This is a genomic window from Pantoea ananatis LMG 2665 (assembly GCF_000710035.2).
Classification (GTDB): domain Bacteria; phylum Pseudomonadota; class Gammaproteobacteria; order Enterobacterales; family Enterobacteriaceae; genus Pantoea; species Pantoea ananatis.
Genome location: NZ_JMJJ01000004.1, coordinates 568,888 through 591,026 on the forward strand (window position 1 = coordinate 568,888; position 22,139 = coordinate 591,026).

General features: G+C 52.8%; 19 protein-coding genes. 12 read left to right on the forward strand and 7 right to left on the reverse strand.

The window, feature by feature from the left end:
- Positions 1-284: 284 nt before the first annotated feature.
- From EL29_RS04450 to EL29_RS04465, 4 genes are all read left to right on the forward strand, one after another.
- Entirely contained in the window at positions 285-1,265 is a 981-nt protein-coding gene (locus tag EL29_RS04450; protein WP_028714995.1) for a glycosyltransferase family 2 protein, read from the forward strand.
- An 83-nt stretch (positions 1,266-1,348) separates the two neighbouring features.
- Positions 1,349-2,650, forward strand: coding sequence for a flippase (locus EL29_RS04455; protein WP_014593342.1), 1,302 nt, complete (start codon positions 1,349-1,351; stop codon positions 2,648-2,650).
- Between the two features lie 134 nt (positions 2,651-2,784).
- Positions 2,785-3,795, forward strand: a complete 1,011-nt coding sequence (pyrD, locus tag EL29_RS04460) for a quinone-dependent dihydroorotate dehydrogenase (RefSeq protein WP_014606179.1) — start codon at positions 2,785-2,787, stop codon at positions 3,793-3,795.
- Between the two features lie 141 nt (positions 3,796-3,936).
- A complete protein-coding gene (locus EL29_RS04465) occupies positions 3,937-4,479 on the forward strand; it encodes a cell division protein ZapC (protein ID WP_015700640.1) in 543 nt (180 codons plus the stop codon).
- Position 4,480: 1 nt separating this feature from the next.
- Here EL29_RS04465 and EL29_RS04470 read toward each other — a convergent pair whose 3' ends face one another.
- The gene (locus tag EL29_RS04470; RefSeq protein ID WP_028714996.1) at positions 4,481-5,590 is read right to left on the reverse strand and encodes a YcbX family protein; all 1,110 of its coding nucleotides are present in this window, start codon (positions 5,588-5,590) and stop codon (positions 4,481-4,483) included.
- Positions 5,591-5,699: 109 nt separating this feature from the next.
- Between EL29_RS04470 and rlmKL the strand changes: the two genes are divergently transcribed.
- The 6 genes from rlmKL (at position 5,700) to rmf (ending at position 13,661) form a co-directional block, all read left to right on the forward strand.
- On the forward strand, positions 5,700-7,814 hold the full coding sequence (gene rlmKL, locus EL29_RS04475) for a bifunctional 23S rRNA (guanine(2069)-N(7))-methyltransferase RlmK/23S rRNA (guanine(2445)-N(2))-methyltransferase RlmL (protein ID WP_013025270.1): 2,115 nt from the start codon (positions 5,700-5,702) through the stop codon (positions 7,812-7,814).
- 5 nt (positions 7,815-7,819) lie between these two features.
- A complete protein-coding gene (locus EL29_RS04480) occupies positions 7,820-9,739 on the forward strand; it encodes an ABC transporter ATP-binding protein (protein ID WP_013025271.1) in 1,920 nt (639 codons plus the stop codon).
- A 16-nt stretch (positions 9,740-9,755) separates the two neighbouring features.
- A complete protein-coding gene (gene pqiA, locus EL29_RS04485) occupies positions 9,756-11,024 on the forward strand; it encodes a membrane integrity-associated transporter subunit PqiA (RefSeq protein WP_014593348.1) in 1,269 nt (422 codons plus the stop codon).
- The gene (pqiB, locus tag EL29_RS04490) at positions 11,011-12,654 is read left to right on the forward strand and encodes an intermembrane transport protein PqiB (protein ID WP_028714997.1); all 1,644 of its coding nucleotides are present in this window, start codon (positions 11,011-11,013) and stop codon (positions 12,652-12,654) included. The genes pqiA and pqiB overlap by 14 nt, the downstream gene beginning before the upstream one ends.
- A complete protein-coding gene (pqiC, locus tag EL29_RS04495; RefSeq protein ID WP_028714998.1) occupies positions 12,651-13,235 on the forward strand; it encodes a membrane integrity-associated transporter subunit PqiC in 585 nt (194 codons plus the stop codon). Before pqiB ends, pqiC begins: the two co-directional genes overlap by 4 nt.
- A gap of 258 nt (positions 13,236-13,493) precedes the next feature.
- On the forward strand, positions 13,494-13,661 hold the full coding sequence (rmf, locus tag EL29_RS04500) for a ribosome modulation factor (protein WP_006118662.1): 168 nt from the start codon (positions 13,494-13,496) through the stop codon (positions 13,659-13,661).
- Between the two features lie 65 nt (positions 13,662-13,726).
- Here the strand turns inward: rmf and fabA are convergent, their stop codons facing one another.
- Positions 13,727-14,245, reverse strand: a complete 519-nt coding sequence (gene fabA, locus EL29_RS04505) for a bifunctional 3-hydroxydecanoyl-ACP dehydratase/trans-2-decenoyl-ACP isomerase (RefSeq protein ID WP_008925876.1) — start codon at positions 14,243-14,245, stop codon at positions 13,727-13,729.
- A 68-nt stretch (positions 14,246-14,313) separates the two neighbouring features.
- Entirely contained in the window at positions 14,314-16,140 is a 1,827-nt protein-coding gene (locus tag EL29_RS04510) for an AAA family ATPase (RefSeq protein ID WP_028714999.1), read from the reverse strand.
- A gap of 95 nt (positions 16,141-16,235) precedes the next feature.
- On the opposite strand from EL29_RS04510, the gene matP reads away from it, so the two are divergent.
- On the forward strand, positions 16,236-16,706 hold the full coding sequence (gene matP, locus EL29_RS04515) for a macrodomain Ter protein MatP (protein WP_014606174.1): 471 nt from the start codon (positions 16,236-16,238) through the stop codon (positions 16,704-16,706).
- A 110-nt stretch (positions 16,707-16,816) separates the two neighbouring features.
- Here the strand turns inward: matP and ompA are convergent, their stop codons facing one another.
- Positions 16,817-17,890, reverse strand: coding sequence for a porin OmpA (gene ompA / locus EL29_RS04520; RefSeq protein ID WP_024470942.1), 1,074 nt, complete (start codon positions 17,888-17,890; stop codon positions 16,817-16,819).
- A 351-nt stretch (positions 17,891-18,241) separates the two neighbouring features.
- Positions 18,242-18,733: an SOS-induced cell division inhibitor SulA gene (gene sulA / locus EL29_RS04525; RefSeq protein ID WP_013025278.1), complete on the reverse strand. Its 492-nt coding sequence runs from the start codon at positions 18,731-18,733 to the stop codon at positions 18,242-18,244.
- Between the two features lie 210 nt (positions 18,734-18,943).
- Here sulA and EL29_RS04530 point away from each other — a divergent pair, with 210 nt between their 5' ends.
- Entirely contained in the window at positions 18,944-19,570 is a 627-nt protein-coding gene (locus tag EL29_RS04530; protein WP_014593353.1) for a TfoX/Sxy family DNA transformation protein, read from the forward strand.
- On the opposite strand, the gene yccS is transcribed toward EL29_RS04530, so the two are convergent.
- A complete protein-coding gene (gene yccS, locus EL29_RS04535) occupies positions 19,567-21,714 on the reverse strand; it encodes a YccS family putative transporter (RefSeq protein WP_015700635.1) in 2,148 nt (715 codons plus the stop codon). The two genes, EL29_RS04530 and yccS, sit on opposite strands and share 4 nt — an antisense overlap.
- Positions 21,695-22,138 (reverse strand): YccF domain-containing protein, encoded by a 444-nt coding sequence (locus tag EL29_RS04540; protein WP_014606171.1) that lies wholly within the window; start codon positions 22,136-22,138, stop codon positions 21,695-21,697. The genes yccS and EL29_RS04540 overlap by 20 nt, the downstream gene beginning before the upstream one ends.
- Between the last annotated feature and the right edge of the window lies 1 nt (position 22,139).

Genomic DNA, 22,139 nt, shown 5'->3' on the forward strand with positions numbered 1-22,139 from the left:
TACAGATGTTCGGCCTGAACCCCCCCTGAACAGATGGCCGTGCCTAAATGGTTCCTCAACGGGGAGATGATTATCAGCGAGCTATTCTTCAGATTTTCTAACCATGGTTTTTGTCACATTCGGACCCTGTTGAGATTGAGGCAGGCATTTTAGTCATTCAGGCAGTAAAATGTCTCTGCTCAATGTAAGCGCCTGTTATTTTAAAATTACTATTCGCCTTTGGTCAGTGCCTGTCTCGGGCTGGTGGATTTATTTGTCCTTTTCTAACAGCAGAGAAAACCTGTATGTCTGACATCCTGTTATCGGTCATTATTCCCACTTACAATGTTGAAAAATATATTGTCGAATGTGTGGATTCATTATTAAGACAAATTAGCGCGCCAAACGAAATTATCATTGTTAACGACAGTTCTACCGATGGAACCGTGGCGTTAATTGAACAGCACTATGGCCATCTTCCTCAGGTGAAACTGATCACTATTGCCAACGGTGGCGCAGGTAATGCGCGTGATAAAGGCGTTGAGTTCGCTGAAGGGCAGTTCGTTTTCTTTTGCGACCCGGATGATGTGGTGCTGGAAGGATTCGTCAATGAGCTGGCCCAGGTTGTCGACAATTATCCCGATACCGATTTATTTTGTTTTAATTCCAGCGCTTACCGCGAAGACAAACCGGACGTGACGTGGCCTAAAGTCAGGCATAACCTGACCGGCATTCAGAAGCCACAGGATGTCCTGCTAAGTTTGCTGCATAATGGCTCCTATACGTCGGCGGCCTGGAATTATGTGGTAAGAAAAACCGTTATCCAGCAGCATCATTTGCGCTTCGTCGATCGCGTGCATGAAGATCACAAATTTACCTTATCGGTATTTATGCATTGCCAACAGGCATGGGTCACTCGCCAGACGTATTACAAACAGCGTATCCGCGTTGGATCACTGACTAACAGCAGTAAAAGTCCTTCTTTTTTCGCCCAACGTTACAATGCGTTTATTGCTACCTATGACACCTTATGTTGTGCGCAGACCCAAAGTGAATTAAAAAAGGCGCTGGAAAAAGCTTACCTTATTCACTCCTTCCGTTTAATGATCTATCTGTCGCTCTACAATCAAACGCCTGTACCGGAATATGTGCTCAATGCGATTCGATATCTGGGGCGCCGAATTAAAGCCGGCAGCCTCAAAGAATGGCTGCTGCTTAACCGTCCGGAAACCTTCATTTTATTGCAAAGCCATAAAGTGAAGAAAGAACTCAAACGCGTTCCGTAATTCCTAAAAATGGGACCTGATGTTGTTTGCACCTGAGCGAAATGAGAAGGTGAGACATGCAATGTGTATAAGGTTGTTGCGACATGGCAAAAGTGCTCGATAAAAGTTTAGTAGTGAATATCTTATCTTTGCTGGCGTACCGGGGAGCCTCGTTCCTGTTTCCGCTGGCGACGCTCCCCTATCTGGCGCGCGTGCTGGGGGTGGACCATATGGGGATTCTGGCGCTGGCGATTGCCTGCGTCCTTTACTGCAGTACCATCTCCGACTGGGGATTCAATGTTTTTACCACTAAGGACATTGCCCATCACCGTGACGATAAGGCACGTGTTACCCAGCTTTTTTGGTCCACCTTTAACGCCAAGCTGATGCTGTTACTGGTTACCAGCGGTACGTTACTCACTGCGACGTGGTTTAATCCGTCCTGGCATTCGCTGTTCTTTATTATTCTGGCCAACTGCACCACCTTAATCGGCTCACTGTTTTCGTTTGGCTGGTTAATGCAGGGCTTCGAAAAGCTGGGCAAAACCGCAGTGATTGCCACTTTTGGTAACTTTTGTGCCATTCCGCTCACGTTCCTACTGGTTAAAACGCCGGAAGATACCTGGCTGGCTGCGTTGATACCGGGCGCGGTATCGATCATCAATGCCATCATTACGCTGAAGTTTGTGCTGGAAATGAAGGTGATTGGCGCGTATCGCTTTGAACCACGCGAAATCAAACAGCGCATTACCGACAGTGCCGATGTCTTTATTGCCATCGCAGGTGCCAATCTGTTTAACAGCGTAAACGTCGTGATTCTGGCGTCGTTTACCTCGCACTATATGGTGGGGATCTATAACGGTGCGGACAGGCTGCGCAAGGCCGCCAACTCGGTGCCGGAGCAGATTGGTAGCGCGTTTTTCCCCCGCGTAAGCCACTTATTTGGGCGTGATAAAGCCGCCGCAGTGGCGGCGACGCGCAAAAGCCTGATGCTGTCATTTGCGTTGAGCCTGTCTATCGTGATCTTCACCTGGCTGTTTGCCGATGAGGTAGTCGCACTGCTGTTAGGGAAAGACTTCCTGCCGTCAGCGGATGTGCTGCGCGTCTTTGTACTCTGCTTCCTGTTTGGCAATATTGCCTATCCGGCGGGCCTGCAGATTTTGATTCCGCATGGACTGGCGCGGCAACGTATGATGGTAATGATGGTTGCGGGGGTGGTTAACGTCCCGGTGTGCTGTCTGCTGGCATGGAAGTTTGGGGCCATCGGTGCGGCCTGGTCGATGGTGCTGGCCGAGGTGCTGGTCTGTATTGGTATCTTCGGCATTATGGTGCGGCATAACATCTGGCGCGACTATGCTTTCCCGGACAGGCTAAATTCCCGTACAGCAAACGATTCCGTTGTGTAAGATCAAAACAACTTTAAACAGTCTCCCGACTTAGCGCCCCGCGATTTACTTTTGCGCCAGAGCACCTTACCATTCTGGCGCACAATTTCCCGTGCACTGATTTTCACCATCGCTTCCGTCTTCCAGGAGAGTGCATGTTTTACTCAATTGTCCGACCGGCGTTGTTCAGGCTCGATCCTGAACGTGCGCACCATCTCACCTTTCAGCAATTACGCTTTATGAGCGGCACGCCGCTGGAAATGATCATTCGCCAGCATTTACCCTCGCGTCCGGTTACCTGCATGGGGCTGACCTTCGACAATGCTCTTGGCCTGGCGGCGGGCCTGGATAAAAACGCCGAGTGTATTGATGCATTTGGGGCAATGGGGTTCGGCTTTGTGGAGGTCGGAACAGTCACGCCGCGCGCGCAGGCGGGCAATGACAAGCCACGCATGTTTCGCTTAGTGGAAGCCGAAGGGATTATTAACCGCATGGGATTTAATAATCTCGGCGTTGATAACCTGGTTGAAAACGTAAAAAAATCCCGCTTTAAAGGCGTACTCGGGATCAATATTGGCAAAAATAAAGACACACCCGTGGAGCAGGGAAAAGACGATTATCTGATCTGTATGGAGAAGGTGTACGCGCACGCCGGTTATATCGCGATCAATATTTCATCACCCAATACGCCGGGTTTACGCTCGTTACAATATGGTGAGGCGCTGGACGATCTGCTCATTTCCATAAAAGCCAAACAGAAAGATCTGGAAAAACGGCATCTCAAATATGTGCCGGTGGCTGTTAAGATCGCGCCGGATCTTTCTGAAGACGAATTGATCCAGGTTGCCGACAGTTTAATACGTCACCAAATTGATGGTGTCATTGCGACCAATACCACGCTCGATCGTTCTCTGGTAAAGGGCCTGAAATATGGCGAAGAAATCGGTGGATTAAGTGGTCGTCCGGTACAGTCGCGCAGTACCGCCGTCATCCAGCGACTGTCGCAGGAGTTACAGGGAAGATTGCCCATTATTGGCGTAGGCGGTATTGATTCGCTTACTGCTGCGCGTGAAAAAATAGCAGCGGGCGCGACGTTGGTTCAAATTTATTCTGGCTTTATTTATAAAGGACCCGGTTTAATTAAAGATATCGTGACCCATATCTAAGACATTCGCCATAATAATGCGCCGGGGGGTTTATTTATCCCTCCGGCTCGTTTATATTTTGTCCTGTTGCACGATTTTTCAGCATGCATTTTTATTTTATGGATTTTTAGCTTTAGCGCAGCGGTAAATACAGGGCACATGATGAAAATTAAACCCGATGACAAATGGCGTTGGTTCTACGACGCAGAGCACGACCGTATGATGCTCGATCTGGCTGACGGTATGCTTTTTCGTTCCCGCTATGCACGTAAAATGCTGACCCCCGATGCTTTCACCGAATCCGGATTCTGTGTTGACGATGCGGCTCTTTATTTCACGTTCGAAGAGAAGTGTCGTCAAAGCCCGCTAAGCAGCGACCAGCGTGCCGAGCTGGTTTTAAATGCGCTGGTTGCCGCACGTTTCCTCAAGCCACTGATGCCGAAAAGCTGGCATTTCTCCGCGCACCGCCAGCCTATGCAGCCTGCGGTGGGTGAGATGGTGGCGGTGACGCTGGCGGACAGCGGCGAGCAGGCGCGTCTGCTGGTGGTTGAAAACGGTGATAATGCCGCACTCTGCTTACTGGCACAGCCCGCTCTGACGCTGGCGGGCAAGGGGATGGTGCTCGGCGATGCGATTAAAGTGATGAACGATCGGCTACAACCGCACCAGCAGGAAAAAACCACGCGCTATGCGCGCGCGGTGTAATTCAGATCACCTCGATATCGCTTGCAGGAATACAGCTGCAACTCAATATAGTGCCATCGTGACGGATGGCGCTTTGCTTTAAGGCGTTCACCTTTCCCGCAACCAGCGTTATTTTACAACTGCCGCACAGACCCGCCCGACACGAATAGGGGATGCGAAAGCCCTGGGCTTCAAGCTGCTCAAGTAAGACCTGCTGATTATCACCGCTGAAACGCTGGCCCTGCCAGGTGATGGTTACCTGCGCGGCGGGTTGCCGTTGCGGTTTCAGTGTTTCAGTCACCTCTCCTGGACCATAGGCGCGCGGCGACTGGCGTTTCAGTATCCTGACGGCGTCGCCAGCGCGAATAATACCGCTGTTGAGCGCGATCAGATTCAGGCCAAAATCAATGTCCCCGCTGCCGTCCTGCGCCGTACGAAAGCCCTGCAGCGTGGTCAAAGGTTGCCCCTCAGGATGCTTCTGACCACTTTCCACGCCAATCGTGGTAAAAACACAGCGGCTACAGGGTTTTGGAACGGCGAAATTAACCTGACCGATAGCGATCTCCGCCCAGCTGTCTTCATCCCACGCAGGTGCGCCACTCACGACCAGGTTTGGCCTGAATTGTTCGATTCGCACGCTGGCGGGACAGCGCTGCTGTAAATCCTGCAGCGAAGCACTGTTCACGAGCAGGTAGGGATATCCATCGGCAAAGCCCAGTGGCACATCGGTAAAACGTTTGACGCGGCGTGAAGGCTGCGGTCCGACCCAGCGTAGCTGCACCGGTCGTGGAAAGAACGCACTCAGCCACTGGTTGATCGTCTCGGGTGCGATTCGTGAGGTAAACGTATTGCCCCAGACCTCCGTGGGCTGCTCAGCATGGGTAAAGTCGGCAAAACGAATGAGCGACTGGCTGCCGTCGGGGGCCTGTAAGAACAGACCGTCTGGCGTAATCGCCGGCGTGAACTGCACCATCTCCGGAAACTGACGCGCCGTAATAAAGGTTCCGTCAGGTTCGGTCACCATAAAGATACGGTCATAGGTTAACCCGCTACTGGCAGCCCAGGCATGTGAGACCTGCAACCCGCGCATGGATTTTACGGGATGGATAAATAAGCGGGAAAGCGTGATCATGAAAGTCTCCAGAAGCGGGCGCGCAAGACAAAAGAAGCTAACTTTATGACATAGGTCTGCGATTCGCTATAATGCGCAACAATTTTCTCAAGAGTAAAAAAGTGACGATATGAATTCTCTGTTTGCCAGCACGGCGCGTGGGCTCGAAGAGCTGTTAAAAAATGAGCTGGACGCGCTGGGCGCGCAGGATTTGCAAGTGGTACAGGGAGGCGTTCACTTCAAGGCCGATGACCGCGTAATGTACCAAAGCCTGATGTGGAGTCGTCTGGCTTCGCGTATTTTGCTGCCTCTGACCGAGGTCGGCGTTTACAGCGATCTCGATCTCTATCTGGGCGTGCAGGGCATTGACTGGCCCGCCATGTTCGGTAGCGACAAAACCTTCGTGGTGCACTTTAATGGCACCAACGATGAGATCCGTAACAGCCAGTTTGGCGCGCTGCGCGTCAAAGATGCGATTGTCGACAGTTTTACCCGTCGTAACCTGGCACGCCCGGACGTCGATCGTGAACAGGCCGATATTCGTATTAACGTCTGGCTTGATGACGACCGCGCCAGTATAGCTCTGGACTTAAGCGGCAGTGCCCTGCATCAGCGCGGCTATCGTCAGCAAACGGGTCAGGCGCCGCTGAAAGAAAACCTGGCCGCAGCGATTGTGATGCGTTCAGGCTGGCAGCCGTCCACGCCGCTCATCGATCCGATGTGTGGTTCAGGCACGTTACTGATCGAAGCTGCGCTGATGGCCTGCGACCGCGCGCCGGGTTTACTGCGTAACCAATGGGGCTTCACGGCATGGGCCGGTTTTAACGAAAGCCTGTGGCGCGAGGTCAAGAGCGATGCTCAGGCCCGTGCCCGTGCCGGGACGGCGGCGTGCCAGGCGCGCTTTTTTGGTTATGACAATAATGGACGGGTGCTGGAATGGGCAAAAGCGAATGCACGTCGTGCCGGCGTTTTTGAACTGTTCACCTTTGGCCAACAGGATTTGCTGAAGCTGCAGAATCCTCTTCAGACTGAGGTGACGGGAACGGTGCTCAGTAACCCACCTTACGGTGAACGTCTTGAAAGTGAGCCTGCGCTTATTGCGCTGCACAGCCAGCTTGGCCGGTTGATGAAGCAGCACTTCGCCGGCTGGAATCTGTCGCTGTTTAGCGCATCGCCCGAACTACTGAGCTGTCTGCAACTGCGTGCCGACCGTCAGTTCAAAGCCAAAAATGGCCCGCTGGACTGTGTGCAGAAAAACTATCAGCTGTCGGCCAACAGCGCTGAGCGCGGTAATCAGATTGCTGAAGATTACGCGAACCGCTTGCGCAAAAACCTCAAGAAGCTGGATAAGTGGGCGCGCCAGGAAGGCATCGAGTGCTACCGCATTTATGACGCCGATCTGCCGGACTATAATGTGGCCGTGGATCGCTATGCGGACTGGGTGGTGGTGCAGGAATATGCGCCACCCAAAACCATCGACGCGAATAAAGCCCGTCAGCGCCTGTTTGACGTGATTAGTGCCACGCTGAGCGTGCTGGAGCTGCCGTCAAACCGCTTAATCCTCAAGACGCGCGAACGTCAGAAGGGCAAAGCGCAGTATCAAAAGCTGAGTGAGAAGGGCGACTATTTTGAAGTGCAGGAATTTAACGCCCGTTTCCTGGTGAACCTGACTGACTATCTGGATACGGGATTGTTCCTCGATCACCGTATTGCCCGCAAGATGCTGGGTCAGATGAGTCAGGGCAAGGATTTCCTGAACCTGTTTGCTTACACCGGCTCTGCCAGCGTGCATGCGGGTCTGGGCGGCGCACGCTCTACCACCACCGTGGATATGTCGCGTACCTATCTGGAGTGGGCAGAGCGTAACCTGCGGCTGAACGGCCTCACCGGTCGTCAGCATCGCCTGCTGCATGCCGACTGCCTGAGCTGGCTGAACGAGAGCGACGAAAATTTCGACCTGATCTTTATCGATCCGCCCACGTTCTCTAACTCAAAACGTATGGAAGAGAGTTTTGATGTGCAGCGCGATCATATGATGCTGATGCGTAACCTGAAACGGCTGTTGCGTAAAGGCGGTACTATCATGTTCTCGAATAATAAACGTGGTTTCAAAATGGATCTGGATGGCCTTAACGCATTGGGGCTCCAGGCTCAGGACATCACTCAGAAAACCCTGTCACAGGATTTTGCGCGTAATCGCCAAATTCATAACTGCTGGCTGATCACTCATGCTGGTAAGGAATAAGTTTCATGTCATTGATTAGTATCCACGGCGCTTATCTGTCTTTTAGCGATGCGCCTCTGTTAGACAATACCGAACTGCATATCGAAGAAAATGAGCGCGTGTGTCTGGTTGGCCGAAACGGGGCGGGCAAATCCACACTGATGAAAATCATCAACGGCGAGCAGCCGCTGGATGACGGACGCATCATTTATGAAACCGATCTGGTCGTGGCGCGGCTCCAGCAGGATCCGCCGCGCAATATCACCGGATCAGTTTATGATTTTGTGGCAGAGGGCGTCGAAGAGCAGGCGGAGCATCTTAAAGCCTACCATGCGATCTCGCACCAGGTGATGGACGATCCCAGTGATAAAAATCTCAATGAGATGGCGCGTCTGCAGGGCATCCTGGATCATCACAATTTGTGGCAGCTGGAAAGTCGTATCATGGACGTGCTGCAGCAGATTGGTCTGTCGCCGGACACAGAACTGTCGTCTCTGTCCGGTGGCTGGTTGCGTAAAGCCGCGCTGGGGCGTGCGCTGGTCAGTAATCCTCGCGTACTGATGCTGGACGAGCCCACCAACCACCTTGATATTGAAACGATTGACTGGTTGGAGACCTTCCTGAAAAGCTTCAGCGGCAGTATCGTCTTTATCTCTCACGACCGTTCTTTTATCCGTAATATGGCCACCCGTATTGTGGATCTGGACCGCGGCAAGCTGGTTTCCTGGCCGGGTAACTACGACGCGTATCTGGAAGGCAAAGAAGAAGCCCTGCGCGTTGAAGAGATGCAAAATGCTGAGTTTGACCGCAAGCTGGCACAGGAAGAAGTCTGGATCCGTCAGGGCATCAAAGCACGTCGAACCCGTAATGAAGGCCGCGTTCGGGCGTTAAAAGCCTTACGTCGCGAGCGTTCAGAACGCCGTGAAGTCATGGGCAAAGCCAATATGCAGGTCGGTGAAGCATCACGCTCCGGCAAAATTGTCTTTGAACTGGAAAACGTGGACTACGCGGTAGACGGCAAGCAGCTGGTGAAAGATTTCTCAGCCCAGGTGCAGCGCGGGGACAAGATCGCCCTGATTGGGCCGAACGGCTGTGGTAAAACCACGTTACTGCGTCTGATGCTGCAACAGCTGAAGGCCGATCACGGTCGTGTGCACTCCGGGACCAAACTTGAAGTGGCCTATTTCGATCAGCACCGTGCGGAACTCGATCCCGATCGGACCGTGATGGACAACCTGGCGGAAGGCAAACAAGAGGTGCTGGTCAATGGTAAACCGCGTCACGTGCTGGGCTATCTGCAGGATTTCCTGTTCCATCCTAAACGCGCGATGACGCCGGTCCGGGCGCTGTCGGGTGGGGAACGTAACCGCCTGCTGCTGGCGCGTCTGTTCCTGCGTCCCAGTAACCTGATGATCCTTGATGAACCGACCAATGACCTTGATGTGGAAACGCTGGAGCTGCTGGAAGAGCTCATCGACGGTTACCAGGGCACCGTGCTGCTGGTCAGTCACGATCGTCAGTTCGTTGACAACACCGTAACCGAATGCTGGATTTTTGAAGGCAACGGCGAGATAGGGACCTTTGTCGGCGGCTATCACGATGCGCAGCAGCAGCGCGCAGCGTACAAACAGCAAAAGGTGCAGGGCTCAGCAAAGGGGACAAATAGTGCCCTCAAGCCTGCCGATGCGAAAAATGACGCTGCCAAACGTAACGCGAACAAACTAAGCTATAACCTGACGCGTGAACTGGAACAGTTACCGCAAAAGCTGGAACAGTTAGAGGCGCGTATTGGCGAGCTTCAGGCCAAAATGAGTCATCCGGATTTTTTCAGTCAGCCACACGATAAAACGCAGCCGGTGCTTGATGAACTGGCTGACGTCGAACAGCAGCTGGAAACCGCCTTTGCGCGTTGGGAAGAGCTGGAATCAATGAGAAACGGCGCATAGTCATTAAGGGGCGGGGATGTGTTCAGCAGAGAAAACGAACGCGTGGATGCTCTGTCCACAGTGCGACTTAATGGTAAAACTGCCGGCCATTCCCGTTGGCAGCCGAGCGTCCTGTCCGCGCTGCCATACCTCCCTGACCGTCAACTGGTCGGAGCCGCGTAAGCGTCCGACCGGTTACGCGCTGGCCGCGCTGTTTATGCTGGTGCTTGCCAATCTGTTTCCGTTTATCACCATGAAAGTCGCCGGGCTGTCCAGTCAGATCAGCCTGATGCAAATCCCCAGGGTGATGGTGGCCGACGATTACGCCAGCCTGGCCACACTGTTCCTGTTGTTTGTCCAGGGAATTCCCGCCTTTTGTATGATCACCATTGTCCTGCTGGTCAATCAGGTGAAAATGCCCGTCAGCCTGAAACTGGGCCTGGCGCGTATCCTTTTTCATATGCGCAACTGGGGAATGGCAGAAATCTTCATGGCCGGGGTGCTGGTCAGTTTCGTCAAGCTCATGGCCTATGGCGAAATTGGCCTCGAAACCAGCTTCTGGCCCTGGTGTCTGTTTTGCCTTTTGCAACTGCGCGCATTTCAGTGCCTGGATCGCCGCTGGCTGTGGGATCGTATTGAAGCGATGCCGTCTTTACCCCATGCGCCCCAGGCAGGCGTAAGCGGATTAAGCCAGGGCCTGCGCTCCTGTCCGTGCTGCACTGCGGTGTTACCTGTGACACAGCGGGAATGTCCGCGCTGCGGCGTGGTTGCCGATGCCCGCCGTAAACACAGCCTGCAGTGGACACTGGCGCTGCTGATAACCTCCGTTATGCTTTATGTGCCCGCCAATCTGCTGCCGATTATGATTACCGAAACGCTGGGATCGGCGATGCCCTCGAACATCATGGCCGGGGTAATTTTACTTTGGGGCGATGGATCTTATCCGGTCGCGCTGGTGATTTTTATCGCCAGTATTATGGTTCCGTCTCTGAAGATGCTGGCGATTGGCTGGCTGTGCTGGGATGCCAGCGGACGCGGGCAGCGCGACAGCCATAAAATGCACCTGATCTATGAGGTGGTTGAGTTTGTTGGGCGTTGGTCAATGATCGACGTCTTTGTGATTGCCGTGCTCTCCGCGCTGGTGCGTATGGGACAGTTAATGAAAGTGTATCCGGCATGGGGAGCGGTGTTGTTTGCGCTGGTGGTGATATTGACCATGATTGCAGCAATGACGTTTGACCCGCGCTTAACTTGGGATCGTGCTGGTGAGAAAAATATGAAGGAGCCGCATCTTGACGGAAAATAATCACGGCCATGCCAAAGTGGATCAGATTAAGCGCTGGTCACCGGTATGGATCGTCCCTATTGTCACGCTGTTAATTGGCGGCTGGATTCTGTTTTATCATTTTAGCCATCAGGGACCGGAAGTGACGCTGATCACCGAGAGCGCAGAGGGAATTGAAGCGGGTAAAACCACCATCAAAAGCCGCAGCGTCAATGTCGGTGTGGTCGAGAGTGCCGTCCTCACAGACGATCTCCATCACGTTGAGATTAAAGCCCGACTGAATTCAGGTATGGAAAAGCTGTTGCACAGCGACAGCGTATTTTGGGTCGTTAAGCCGCAGGTCGGTCGCGAAGGCATTACGGGCTTAGGAACGCTGCTGTCTGGTGCGTATATCGAGCTGCAGCCTGGTACCAAAAAAGCTCCCCTGGATCAGTACACCTTGCTGGATGCGCCGCCGTTAGCGCCGCCTGATGCGAAGGGCATTCGTATTACACTCGACAGCAAAAAAGCGGGGCAGCTTAACGCTGGCGATCCGGTGCTGTTTCGCGGCTACCGTGTCGGCACCGTTGAAACCAGCAGCTTCGACACCGATAAGCGCATGATGACCTATCAGCTGTTTGTCGCCGCCCCCTACGATCGTCTGGTGACGACGAATGTGCGTTTCTGGAAAGACAGCGGCATCGCGGTGGATATGTCGGCATCAGGCATGCGGGTTGAAATGGGGTCGCTCACCACGCTGTTTAGCGGCGGGGTCAGCTTTGACGTGCCTGACGGCTGGGATTTAGGTAAGGCGGCGCAGAATCAGGCTGAATATCACCTGTTTGACGATCAGCGCAGTATTCAGGATTCACTGTATACCAATCATATCGACTATCTGATGTTCTTCTCTGATTCGATTCGTGGATTGCAGGTGGGCGCGCCGGTTGAATTTCGCGGCATTCGTCTGGGTACCGTTGCGGAGGTGCCGTTCATGAATGCGGGCACTGCGCAGGCGCTGAATAATGACTACCGCGTGCCGGTGTTGATTCGCATTGAACCCGATCGCTTTATTAGCCGTCTGGGTGAAAACTTCGATCTTGAGCAGCATCTGCAGGACGGTAAGAAACGTGGCCTGCGCGGAACGTTGAAAACCGGCAACCTGTTGTCTGGCGCGCTGTTTGTCGATATCGACTTCTATGACAATGCCCCTGCCTATAAAGGGCCAGATAAAGTCGCGGGTTATGAAGTGATCCCGACGGTGAGTGGTGGCCTGAGCCAGATTCAGCAGAAACTGATGGCTGCGCTGGATAAAATTAACGGTCTACCGCTCAACAATATGGTGTCGGAAGCCACCGGAACGCTGAAGGAGAGCCAGAAAACCCTGCGCGATCTGCAACGTACCATCGACAACATTAACGTCGTAACCAGCAGTCCGGCGATGAAAACGCTGCCGGAAGAGACGCAGCAAACGCTACGTGAGCTCAACCGCAGTATGAAAGGCCTGCAGCCTGGCTCACCGGCCTACAGCAAGCTGGTGGGCGATATGCAACGGCTTGATCAGGTGCTGCGCGAACTGCAGCCAGTGCTGAAGACGCTAAATGCCAAAAGTAATGCGTTAGTGTTTGAAGCAAAACCGGGACAGGATCCCCAGCCGAAGAGGGCGAAACAATGAAAAAAGGACTCGTTTTTTTGGCCGCTCTCGCACTGAGTGCCTGTAGCAGCACGGTGAATACCACTTACTATCAGCTGCCCTCAGGGGCAGCCTCGATGCAGGTGATCGGCAGTGAGGCAAATGCACAGCCGACCTTATGGGTACAGCAGGTTGTGGTTCCGGACTATCTGGCGGGTAATGGGCTGGTATATCAAACCAGCGATGTTAAATACGTTATCGCCGCCAATAATTTGTGGGCCAGCCCGCTCGATCAGCAGCTACAGCAAACGATGATAACCAATCTCACCAAAGCGTTACCGGGTCGGCTGGTGACTCAGACGTTAATGGGGCAGGAACATGACACCCTGAACATTACGGTCAACGATTTCCAGGGACGCTATGACGGCAAAGCGGTCATTAGCGGGCAGTGGACGCTGGAACATCAGGGACGCTTCACAAAGCAGGCTTTCAACCTGGTGTTGCCACAGCAGGAAGATGGCTATGATGCCCTTGTCAAAACCCTTGCTCAGGGCTGGCAGCAAATTGCGCAACAGATTGCCCGCAATGTGGCCTCTGAGAATTCGACAGGAACGCGCTTGTAGTCAACCTGTTGTTTCGGTTAGAGCTTATTTTCTGACATAACATCGGGTTTCTATATAAATCATGTGGATAAAGCAATAGGCTTACATCACGAAACAGAAAATTCATGTCCACTTCAGGTCACATTTGTGACATTGGCGTGAATATTGCGCATTGATCTTTTCATACAGAGCGAGTAAAACAAAAGGGTGGCTGAACATTTATTAGTCACCTTTTTCTTTCCACCAGATTCCACAGACCTTACATGAGGGACACGGAGTATGAAGAGACAGAAACGAGACCGCCTTGAGCGCGCCCATTCACGTGGTTATCAAGCAGGTATTACAGGACGCTCTAAAGAGATGTGTCCGTATCAAATGATAGATGCTAAGTCTCACTGGTTGGGAGGTTGGCGACAAGCCATGGAGGACAGGTCGGCTGCTGCTTAGCCGGATGTCACTGAAAAGGGATATAACCTCCGCACTAAGCGGAGGTTTTCGTTTCTGGGGAACGATTAGAACGCTGCGGTATCTTTAAACAGACCGACTTTTAAATCGCTGGCGGTGTAAATCAGATTACCATCAACCAGCACTTCACCATCTGCAACGCCCATCACCAGTTTACGGTTGATCACACGCTTGAAGTGAATACGGTAGGTGACTTTTTTCGCCTCTGGCAGAACCTGGCCAGTGAATTTAACCTCGCCCACACCCAGCGCACGGCCTTTGCCTTCGCCGCCCAACCAGCCGAGATAGAAGCCAACCAACTGCCACATTGCATCAAGACCCAGGCAGCCGGGCATCACCGGATCGCCAATAAAGTGGCAACCAAAGAACCACAGGTCCGGATTGATATCCAGTTCAGCTTCTACGAAGCCTTTATCGTATTTACCACCGTCTTCGGTCATTTTGACCACGCGGTCCATCATCAGCATATTGCCGGATGGAAGCGGTGGACCATTTTCGCCGAACAGTTCACCGCGACCGGACAGAATCAGGTCTTCTTTGGTATAGGATTCGCGTTTATCTACCATGTTCTTAATATGCCTTCTTTTAGTGAATCACGAATATTAGCGAACAGTTGTACGCTGAGCAAACAGGATTAGCGGTGGTTAAACCAGTTAAGCCAGCGCAGCGGCCAGGATCGCGGTGAGGGCTCAGGCTGATTCATCTGACTGATGCGCTCCTGAATGGTGCGCAGCAGGCATTCGCCTTCGCCGTCTTCCGTATTCCATATTTTCCCCGTAAGCAGCGGCAGCGCTTCATCCGCACTGTCGATCGCCCAGATATGGAAGCGTCCTTCTTCCACCGCGCTCACCACCTGTTGGTTCAGGCTAAGGTGACGAACGTTACAGGCGGGAATAATGACTCCCTGCTGACCGGTTAACTCGCGCTGATGGCAGATATCAAAGAATCCTTCAATCTTCTCATTCAGCCCACCAACCGGTTGCACATTACCAAACTGATCCACCGAGCCCGTAACCGCAATCTGCTGATTCAGTGGCGCACCGGCAAGGGCGCTGATTAATGCGCACAGTTCTGCCAGCGATGCACTGTCGCCGTCAACTTCGGAATAGGATTGTTCAAATACCAGCGAAGCGGAAAAGGGCAGTTGCTGATCCAGCTCCAGTTCAGCAATTAAATAGGCCTGCATAATCATCATGCCTTTCGCATGAATATTGCCGCCTAACTCCGCTTTGCGTTCGACGTCGGTGAATTCACCGTCGCCAGGATGCACCACACAGGTAATACGGCAGGGATCGCCCCAGGCGCGCGGATGACCGGGATATTCCACAACCGACAGGCCGTTTATCTGGCCGACGACCTCACCTTCCGTTTCAACCAAAATCTGTCGTAGCAGGATTTCATCACGCATACGTTCATTAAGGTAGTTTTCACGCCACAGGCGCGCTTCCAGGGCGTCACGCAGCGCTTCAGCACTGAGCGTCTCTCCCATCAACGCGGTCTCGCGCAGTTGGCGCAGCAGCCAGCGAGGGCAGAGCGGAAGCGTATCCTGATCGCCGCTGTAACGTACACCTTCTTTGATGAGTTCGGGCCAGAAGTCTTCGTCGGGTGCAGCAATATCAGCCTGCCCGGCCAGATCGACCGTCCAGCGACACCATGCGAGCATGTCGTCTTCATCCACAATCTGAATATTTTCTTCAAATTCGGTGTAGATCGCCATTTCATGCGCTTCAGCATCCAGCTCCTGAAAATCGGCCAGCGTATCGCGCTCGCCACAGAGCACCAGATTAAGCTTGAGCGGGAGCGGAGGCACGGAAACCGGCAGGGGACGACGTTCGTCCTGGGATTGCCACTCGATGTAGCCTTGCTCAATGCTCTTTTTCAGACGCAGCCACAGCAGCGGCTGAGTGAGTAAAGCACGAAGTGAAAGGACTAACGTTCCGCCATTGGCGCGATGGATCAGCCCTGGCTCAAGTTGGATCCGATCTTTGTGCATCCGCACGCAGCCAAACAGCTGCTCCTGCTCGATCCAGTCAGCATAGTGAATCCCGCCCTGGCTGGTAAAAGGGCGCTGGCTGTCGGTAGGCGGTTGCAACGTGACGTTGTCGGCCAGAATATGGTAGTCACCGCCTGACAGGATTGATGACTCACCCATAACGCGTTGAGCCGCCTCTGCTATCAGCGCAAGGTATTCACGGTTTTCCTGGCTGCGAACCAGCAGCAGGGGAAGACCCTGACTTTGATGATGTAAGTGGGCCAGCGCGTTCAGCAGTCGGGGCTGTACCGTTGCCAGGGCATCGGTCTCTTCATCAGCGATTCGGGAGAAAACGGATTGATATTGCGTGCTATCCGGCTGTAAGGTTTGCCACGTAAGTTGAGTGCTGGTCAAAATAATCGCATTTGTCTGTTTTGAGAAAAGCGAGATTATACAGGATTCACCCTGCTTAAGCACTGCAGAGTTCATTCAGATGTTGTGACGCTGGCAGCATGTTTTTCGTTGCTGCATCCGGTAAAAAAGCTGTTATTCTTAGTTTGTTACGCGATCACGATGAGATTCCGATGAAATACCAGCAGCTCGAAAATCTTGAAAGTGGATGGAAGTGGAAATACCTGGTGAAAAAACATCGGGAGGGTGAACTGATCACGCGTCACCTTGAACTTAGCGCTGCGCAGGCCGCGGTGGATAAATTACTGGTGATGGAAAATAATCCGGTAGAGATAAACAACTGGATCAGCCAGCATATTCACCCCGACCTCGATAACCGGCTTAAGCAAACTATCCGCGCCCGGCGTAAACGTCACTTCAATGCTGAGCACCAGCACACCCGAAAAAAATCAATCGATCTGGAATATCTGGTCTGGCAGCGACTGGCAGGGCTGGCGCAACGTCGTAACAATACGCTGTCTGAAACCATCGTACAGCTTATTGAAGATGCCGAACGTAAAGAGAAGTATGCCAGTCAGATGTCAACGTTAAAGCAGGATCTGCAGGCAATATTAGGTCATCCAGGGTCTGAAAAAGAGTCCTGAGTTCACGCGAGAGATTACGGATTCAGACTCCGCGATACGGGATGAGCAGCATTGATAAATTCAGGCCAAAAAAAACCCCGCATAAGCGGGGTTTTTTCATAACGGATAACTTAAGCCTGTGGCTGAGTTACCACGTCTTTGATGCCTTTAACGTCGATTTCTACACGACGGTCTGGCGCCAGGCAGTCGATCAGGGCCTTACGACCTTTCACGCTGTCACAGGTGTTGCCAGTTACTGGGTTAGATTCACCCATGCCGCGAGCAGAGATCTTGTTAGCAGGGATACCTTTAGATACCAGGTAATCCACTACTGACTGAGCACGTTTCTCAGACAGTTTCTGGTTGTACTGCTCTGAACCGATGCGATCGGTGAAGCCCAGAACAACAACTGAACCGTCTTTAGGATCCATGGAGCTCAGCTGGCTATACAGCTGATCCAGAGCCTGCTGACCTTCTGGCTTCAGGGTTGACTTGTTGAAGGTGAACAGAACGTCTGATTTCAGAGTGAAACGCTTGGTCTGTACCACTGGTGCTGGAGCTGGTGCTGGAGCCGGAGCTGGCGCAGCAACATCATCCTGACCGAAGCGGTAAGAAACACCCAGGCTCAGCATGCCGTTGTCTGGACGAGCACCAACGGTCTGTGCATCACCGATGTTGTTAACCCACTGGTAATCCAGACGGGTTGCCCAGTTTTTGGTCAGAGCATATTCAACACCAACGGCTGCCAGTGGAGAAACACCGGTGTCGTGGTCGCTGATGCGAGTGCCAGTAGCCAGGTTCTGCTGAGTAGAGTCTGCACGCCATACCATGCCACCCAGGCGGGTATAGATGTCCAGATCGTCTGCGATTGGGTAGCTCAGTTTAGCAGCCAGCTGGATGCCCTGTGCTTTGAATGCGCCGTTAATCTGGTTGCCTTTATTAGGCATGCGGCCTAACCAGTCATAGCCCAGTTCGAAACCCAGGTATGGGTTAGCCTGGTAACCAGCGAACGCGCCTGCGCCCAGTTGGCTTTCATGAGTTGGACCGTCGTTGTTTTGGTAATTGTGACCGTAGTAGCCAGTGTCGTGATACTGAGACCAGCCCAGTTTAGCACCGGTGTACCAGGTGTTATCTTTTGGGGCGGCCTGCGCTACGGTAGCGAAGCCAGCCAGTGCCACTGCAATTGCGATAGCTGTCTTTTTCATTTTGCGCCTCGTTATCATCCAAATAGGCAATGAGCATAAAGGTTGCTCTTGGTTTAATCCTTCGCCGGGTCAAAACGCTCGCTTATGACTCTACCGCAAAAAACGGAGGTTATTGAGCACCCTGGCGAGATAAAGTCTACAACGAGATTGGAAACTTACAAGTGTGATGTGAGGCACTTATGTAAAAAAACAGTGTTTTATACATAAATTCTAACAATTTACCCTGAACTTCTGTGAGGTGCTTACCCCACAAAATGGGGGCTAAGCCGTTGTCATTGCTGGGGGGAGCAGAATCAGTGCCTTAGCCTTAAGCGAGATAAAAAACTGCTTGAGATAAATCTCATTTTTTACTTAATGAAACAAATCAGACTGAATTTTTAGCGAGTTTTCTGGTCTTACTGCCGTTTTGAGGGTTTCACCCGAGCGTAAAATCAGCCCCAACGCCTTTCCTTCCGCTGCTGCACGTTCAAGTTCACGACGTTCGTCCACGTCTAATTCATAAGGAATCCAGGCCAAAACCACGCTGTAATTTCCTGTGCGCAGCGCTTTGATCATCGCTTCAACGGCATTGTAACGTTCAGCATCGGCGATATGCATACTTTTCTCAAGTGGCAAACCGGCTTCCTGCATCCAGACCCGGCTCAACTTGTGCGCGGGGGTTAACCACAGCTGCCAGCGAGACTGCTGGCTTAATTGCTGAAGCAGTGGTAACAGCAGCATCTGCATCATTCCGGGTTGTTCGCTATAGCGTAATTCAGTAATCCAGCCTTTATGAGTAGCCGGAACAGAGGACGAAGCGTAACGGTGAGCAGAGCATACATTACTGGTATGTTGGGTGCGCATAAATTAATCACTCAGCAGTTGACTGTATGGATGTACAGTAATGGCATCCTGGATAAAGATCAACCTGAATTTCTGAAAACGCCTCGCAAAATTTGCATCAGCTTGTCTTTTAACGGATTTATTCATTGAACCTCTAACTGAATTTAATTATCTTCTAACTTCCTGAATAGTAAGATTTTTAGCAGGCTTTTGTTACAAGGAGGTGATGAAATGAAGAAACAGAAGCGGATAATTTTACGCTCAATACAGCAGTTGGCACCGCTGGGCAAAATTGAATCCCGTACCCAGTTCGGTGGCTACGCACTGGCTGTTGAGCGCGTGGTTTTTGCGCTGGTAAAAGAAGACGAACTCTACTTACGTGCCAGTGAAGCATTACGGGAATATGGGGCAAAGCAGCCGCTGGAACCCTTGACATTCCATAAGCGGGGTATTGCGGTAAGCCTCAACTATTTTAAGGTAGACGATCGCCTGTGGGCGCATCCGGAGCATCTGGTTCGCCTTTCTGCTGCGTCTCTGCAGACCGCCCAACGTGAGCACAATGAGCGGCTGGGTAAGGTGCGGTTAAAAGACTTACCAAACGTCAGCCTGCGACTGGAAATGATGCTGCATGAGATAGGTATTTGTACCGTCAAACATCTGCGTGAAACGGGGGCCAGGCAGTGCTGGTTAAGGCTGCGGCGCAATAATCAACACCTCGGCCTTAAAACCTTATTAGCGCTTGAAGGGGCGATTTCCGGCCATCATCATGCGGCGCTGCCACAAACCATTAAAACCGAGTTAGGCGAATGGTATCAGGCCGCACTCAGTACGCCGGAATGTAAAGAAAAAGGCCGTTAGCGCCTGTCCAGCGAGCGTCGCAGGCGCGCAATGTCGGGCATCAGGGCAACCAGCAAGCCCAACTGTTGCAAAACCAGCGGCGCACGCGGATCGGGCTCGGCGGTCAGTTGCGCGATGCGCTGCACCAGCTCAATACGCATTTTCTCTGCCCGGCTGTCGCTGACGACATCCGTCTGCAGCACATCTTCAACATAACATACTGTATCGTCGAGCAGGGCCAGCAGGGCTGGTTGGGTCACTTTGTCGCGATGAGCGCCCAGAGCGGAGATATAGCTCAGGAAGGAGTGATTCAGGCAGAGTAACTGAAATGCCGACTCCCTGAGCTTAGTGCTGGTACGGGGTTCGCTGCTCATATTTGATACCACCGATGCCAGCTCAGCATCGGCGTTGTGGGCGTCACGTCGCGCAATACGATAAGCAAGACGATTGTCTTTGCCCTGATGGTACTGCTCCATGATCGCATCAAGATAACGGCAGTTGGCATTAAGCGTGCGAGTGGCAACGGCCGGAAGCTGACGAAAACGCCAGTCAGGCCAGATAAAGCTCACGGCGAGCCAGGCCAGCGCACAGCCCAGTAAGGTGTCCACTACCCGCGGCAGCGCGACCTCAAATCCCTCACCCAGCAGATTAAAACAGAGCAGAACCAGCAGGGTGATAAACAAGGTGGCATGCGCGTATTGCACCTGGCGGAAAGCAAAGAAGAGTACGCCCGTCACGACAATCAGAAACAGCTGGCCTTCTACTGAGGGCACCAGCCACAGCAGAGGCAACCCAATGGCAATGCCAGCCAGCGTGCCGCCGATGCGCAGTGCCAGCCTGCGCTGGGTCGCGCTGTAGTTGGGCTGGCAAACGAACAAGCTGGTTAACAGAATCCAGTAGCCTCGTTCCAGACCGGTAACCTGAATGAATCCGTACCCGGTGCACATTACCACTGACATTCTGACAGCATGACGGAACAGGGCCGAAGAGGGCGTCAGGTGGCGGCTGAAGCGCAGCTTGATGTCGCTCCAGCCGCTGATCTCTTCACGTGACAGCATGTTGTCGCTGTGCTGCGGATCGTCGGCCAGTGCCTGCTCAGATTCGAGAGAAGCCAGTTGCGCATCAATCGCCTGCAGATTACGTAATAACCAAAACAGGGCCCGGGTATGCGTGGCATCCGGATGGCTATCTTCAAGGCGTTGAATCGCATTATGTAAGCGTTCAAAAACACGCTCAAAACGACTGTCATGTTCCCAGCGTTCGCGCAGTAAAACAGACCGGGCCAGTTGCCGACAGGCCTGAGCCTGCATATTCAGCAGGCGCTGAAAGCGGAACAGAATTTCGTTATAGCGCCAGTTGCCGCGCAGTAAATGATACTGGAGATGAGAAGAGCTGGCGCGTTCGTGGATATCCTGAGCAACAAAATAGTAGTGCAGACTGCGTCGGGTACCACGTGAGCCCCTGTCGCCGCGTAAGCGGCTTTGCAGTGTGGTTTTGGTCAGATTAAGCTGGGCGACCAGCTGGCTGTTCACCATTGCCGCCTCAACAAACGTGGCATCATCCTGCGCATCGGCGTCCGGATCAAACAGGTTAGCTTTGGCGTCCAGGTATTGCGCTAACTGCGAGAAACTGGCTGCCAGCTGCTCCTGAACCGGGCGAACGGGAAACATGACGTGGCCCAACAGCGTCAGCAGGTTATACCAGAGCGCGCCGACCAGCAGCAGGATGGGCTGCAGATACCACTGGGAAAACAGTCCGATGCCCAACATGGTGTAAACGGCAATCAGCAAGGCGCCGAAAGCAATGGTCGCATAGCGCTGCCCGAGGGCGCCCAGCAAAATAAAACCCCAGGTGGAGATCGCTAAACCGATAATAAAGGCCAGCGGATGGGGAAAGAGCAGTTCCACTGAAACCGACGCAACGCAAAAACACAACAGGGTAATCAGCAGATTTTTTAAACGTCCCGCCAGTCGATCATCCAGATCGGCCAGCGCGGCGGCGACCACCCCAAGCGTGAGGGGAATGGTCCATTCAATCTGCTGCAGCACCCAGGGCACTGCTGCACAGCCGGTTAAGGCGAACAGAATCCGCAGCAGGTAACGCCAGGTGCTGTTAAAAAGATACTTACGCCATCCGGACAGAATACTAATAGCGGCGGCGGGCATTGGCATCACGCGCGGCACGCGCCTCTTCCACAGAGACAACCCGACGGCCGACCGGCCACAGTGCAATAGCCGCAATCTTGAAATTCGCGATTCCCACCGGAATACCAATGATGCTGACACACTGCACAATACCGACAGAGATGTGGGACAGGCAGAGCCACCAGCCGAAGAAAATCAGCCAGAAAATATTCAGGAAGGTGCCGCCGGTGTTCATGATGTGACTTTTGCTGTCGGGACGCAGCACATCCACGTGCACCGCCTCATTGCCGAACGGAAGAAACGAGAGTTTGGTGATTTCCCAGCATGAACGCGTCAACGGCAGGGTAAAGATCAGCACAATGCTGATCAGTGTCGCGAACAGCCAACTGAGCGTGGTGAAGAAGCCACCCAATACAAAATTAAGAATATTTAAAACAGTGCGCATA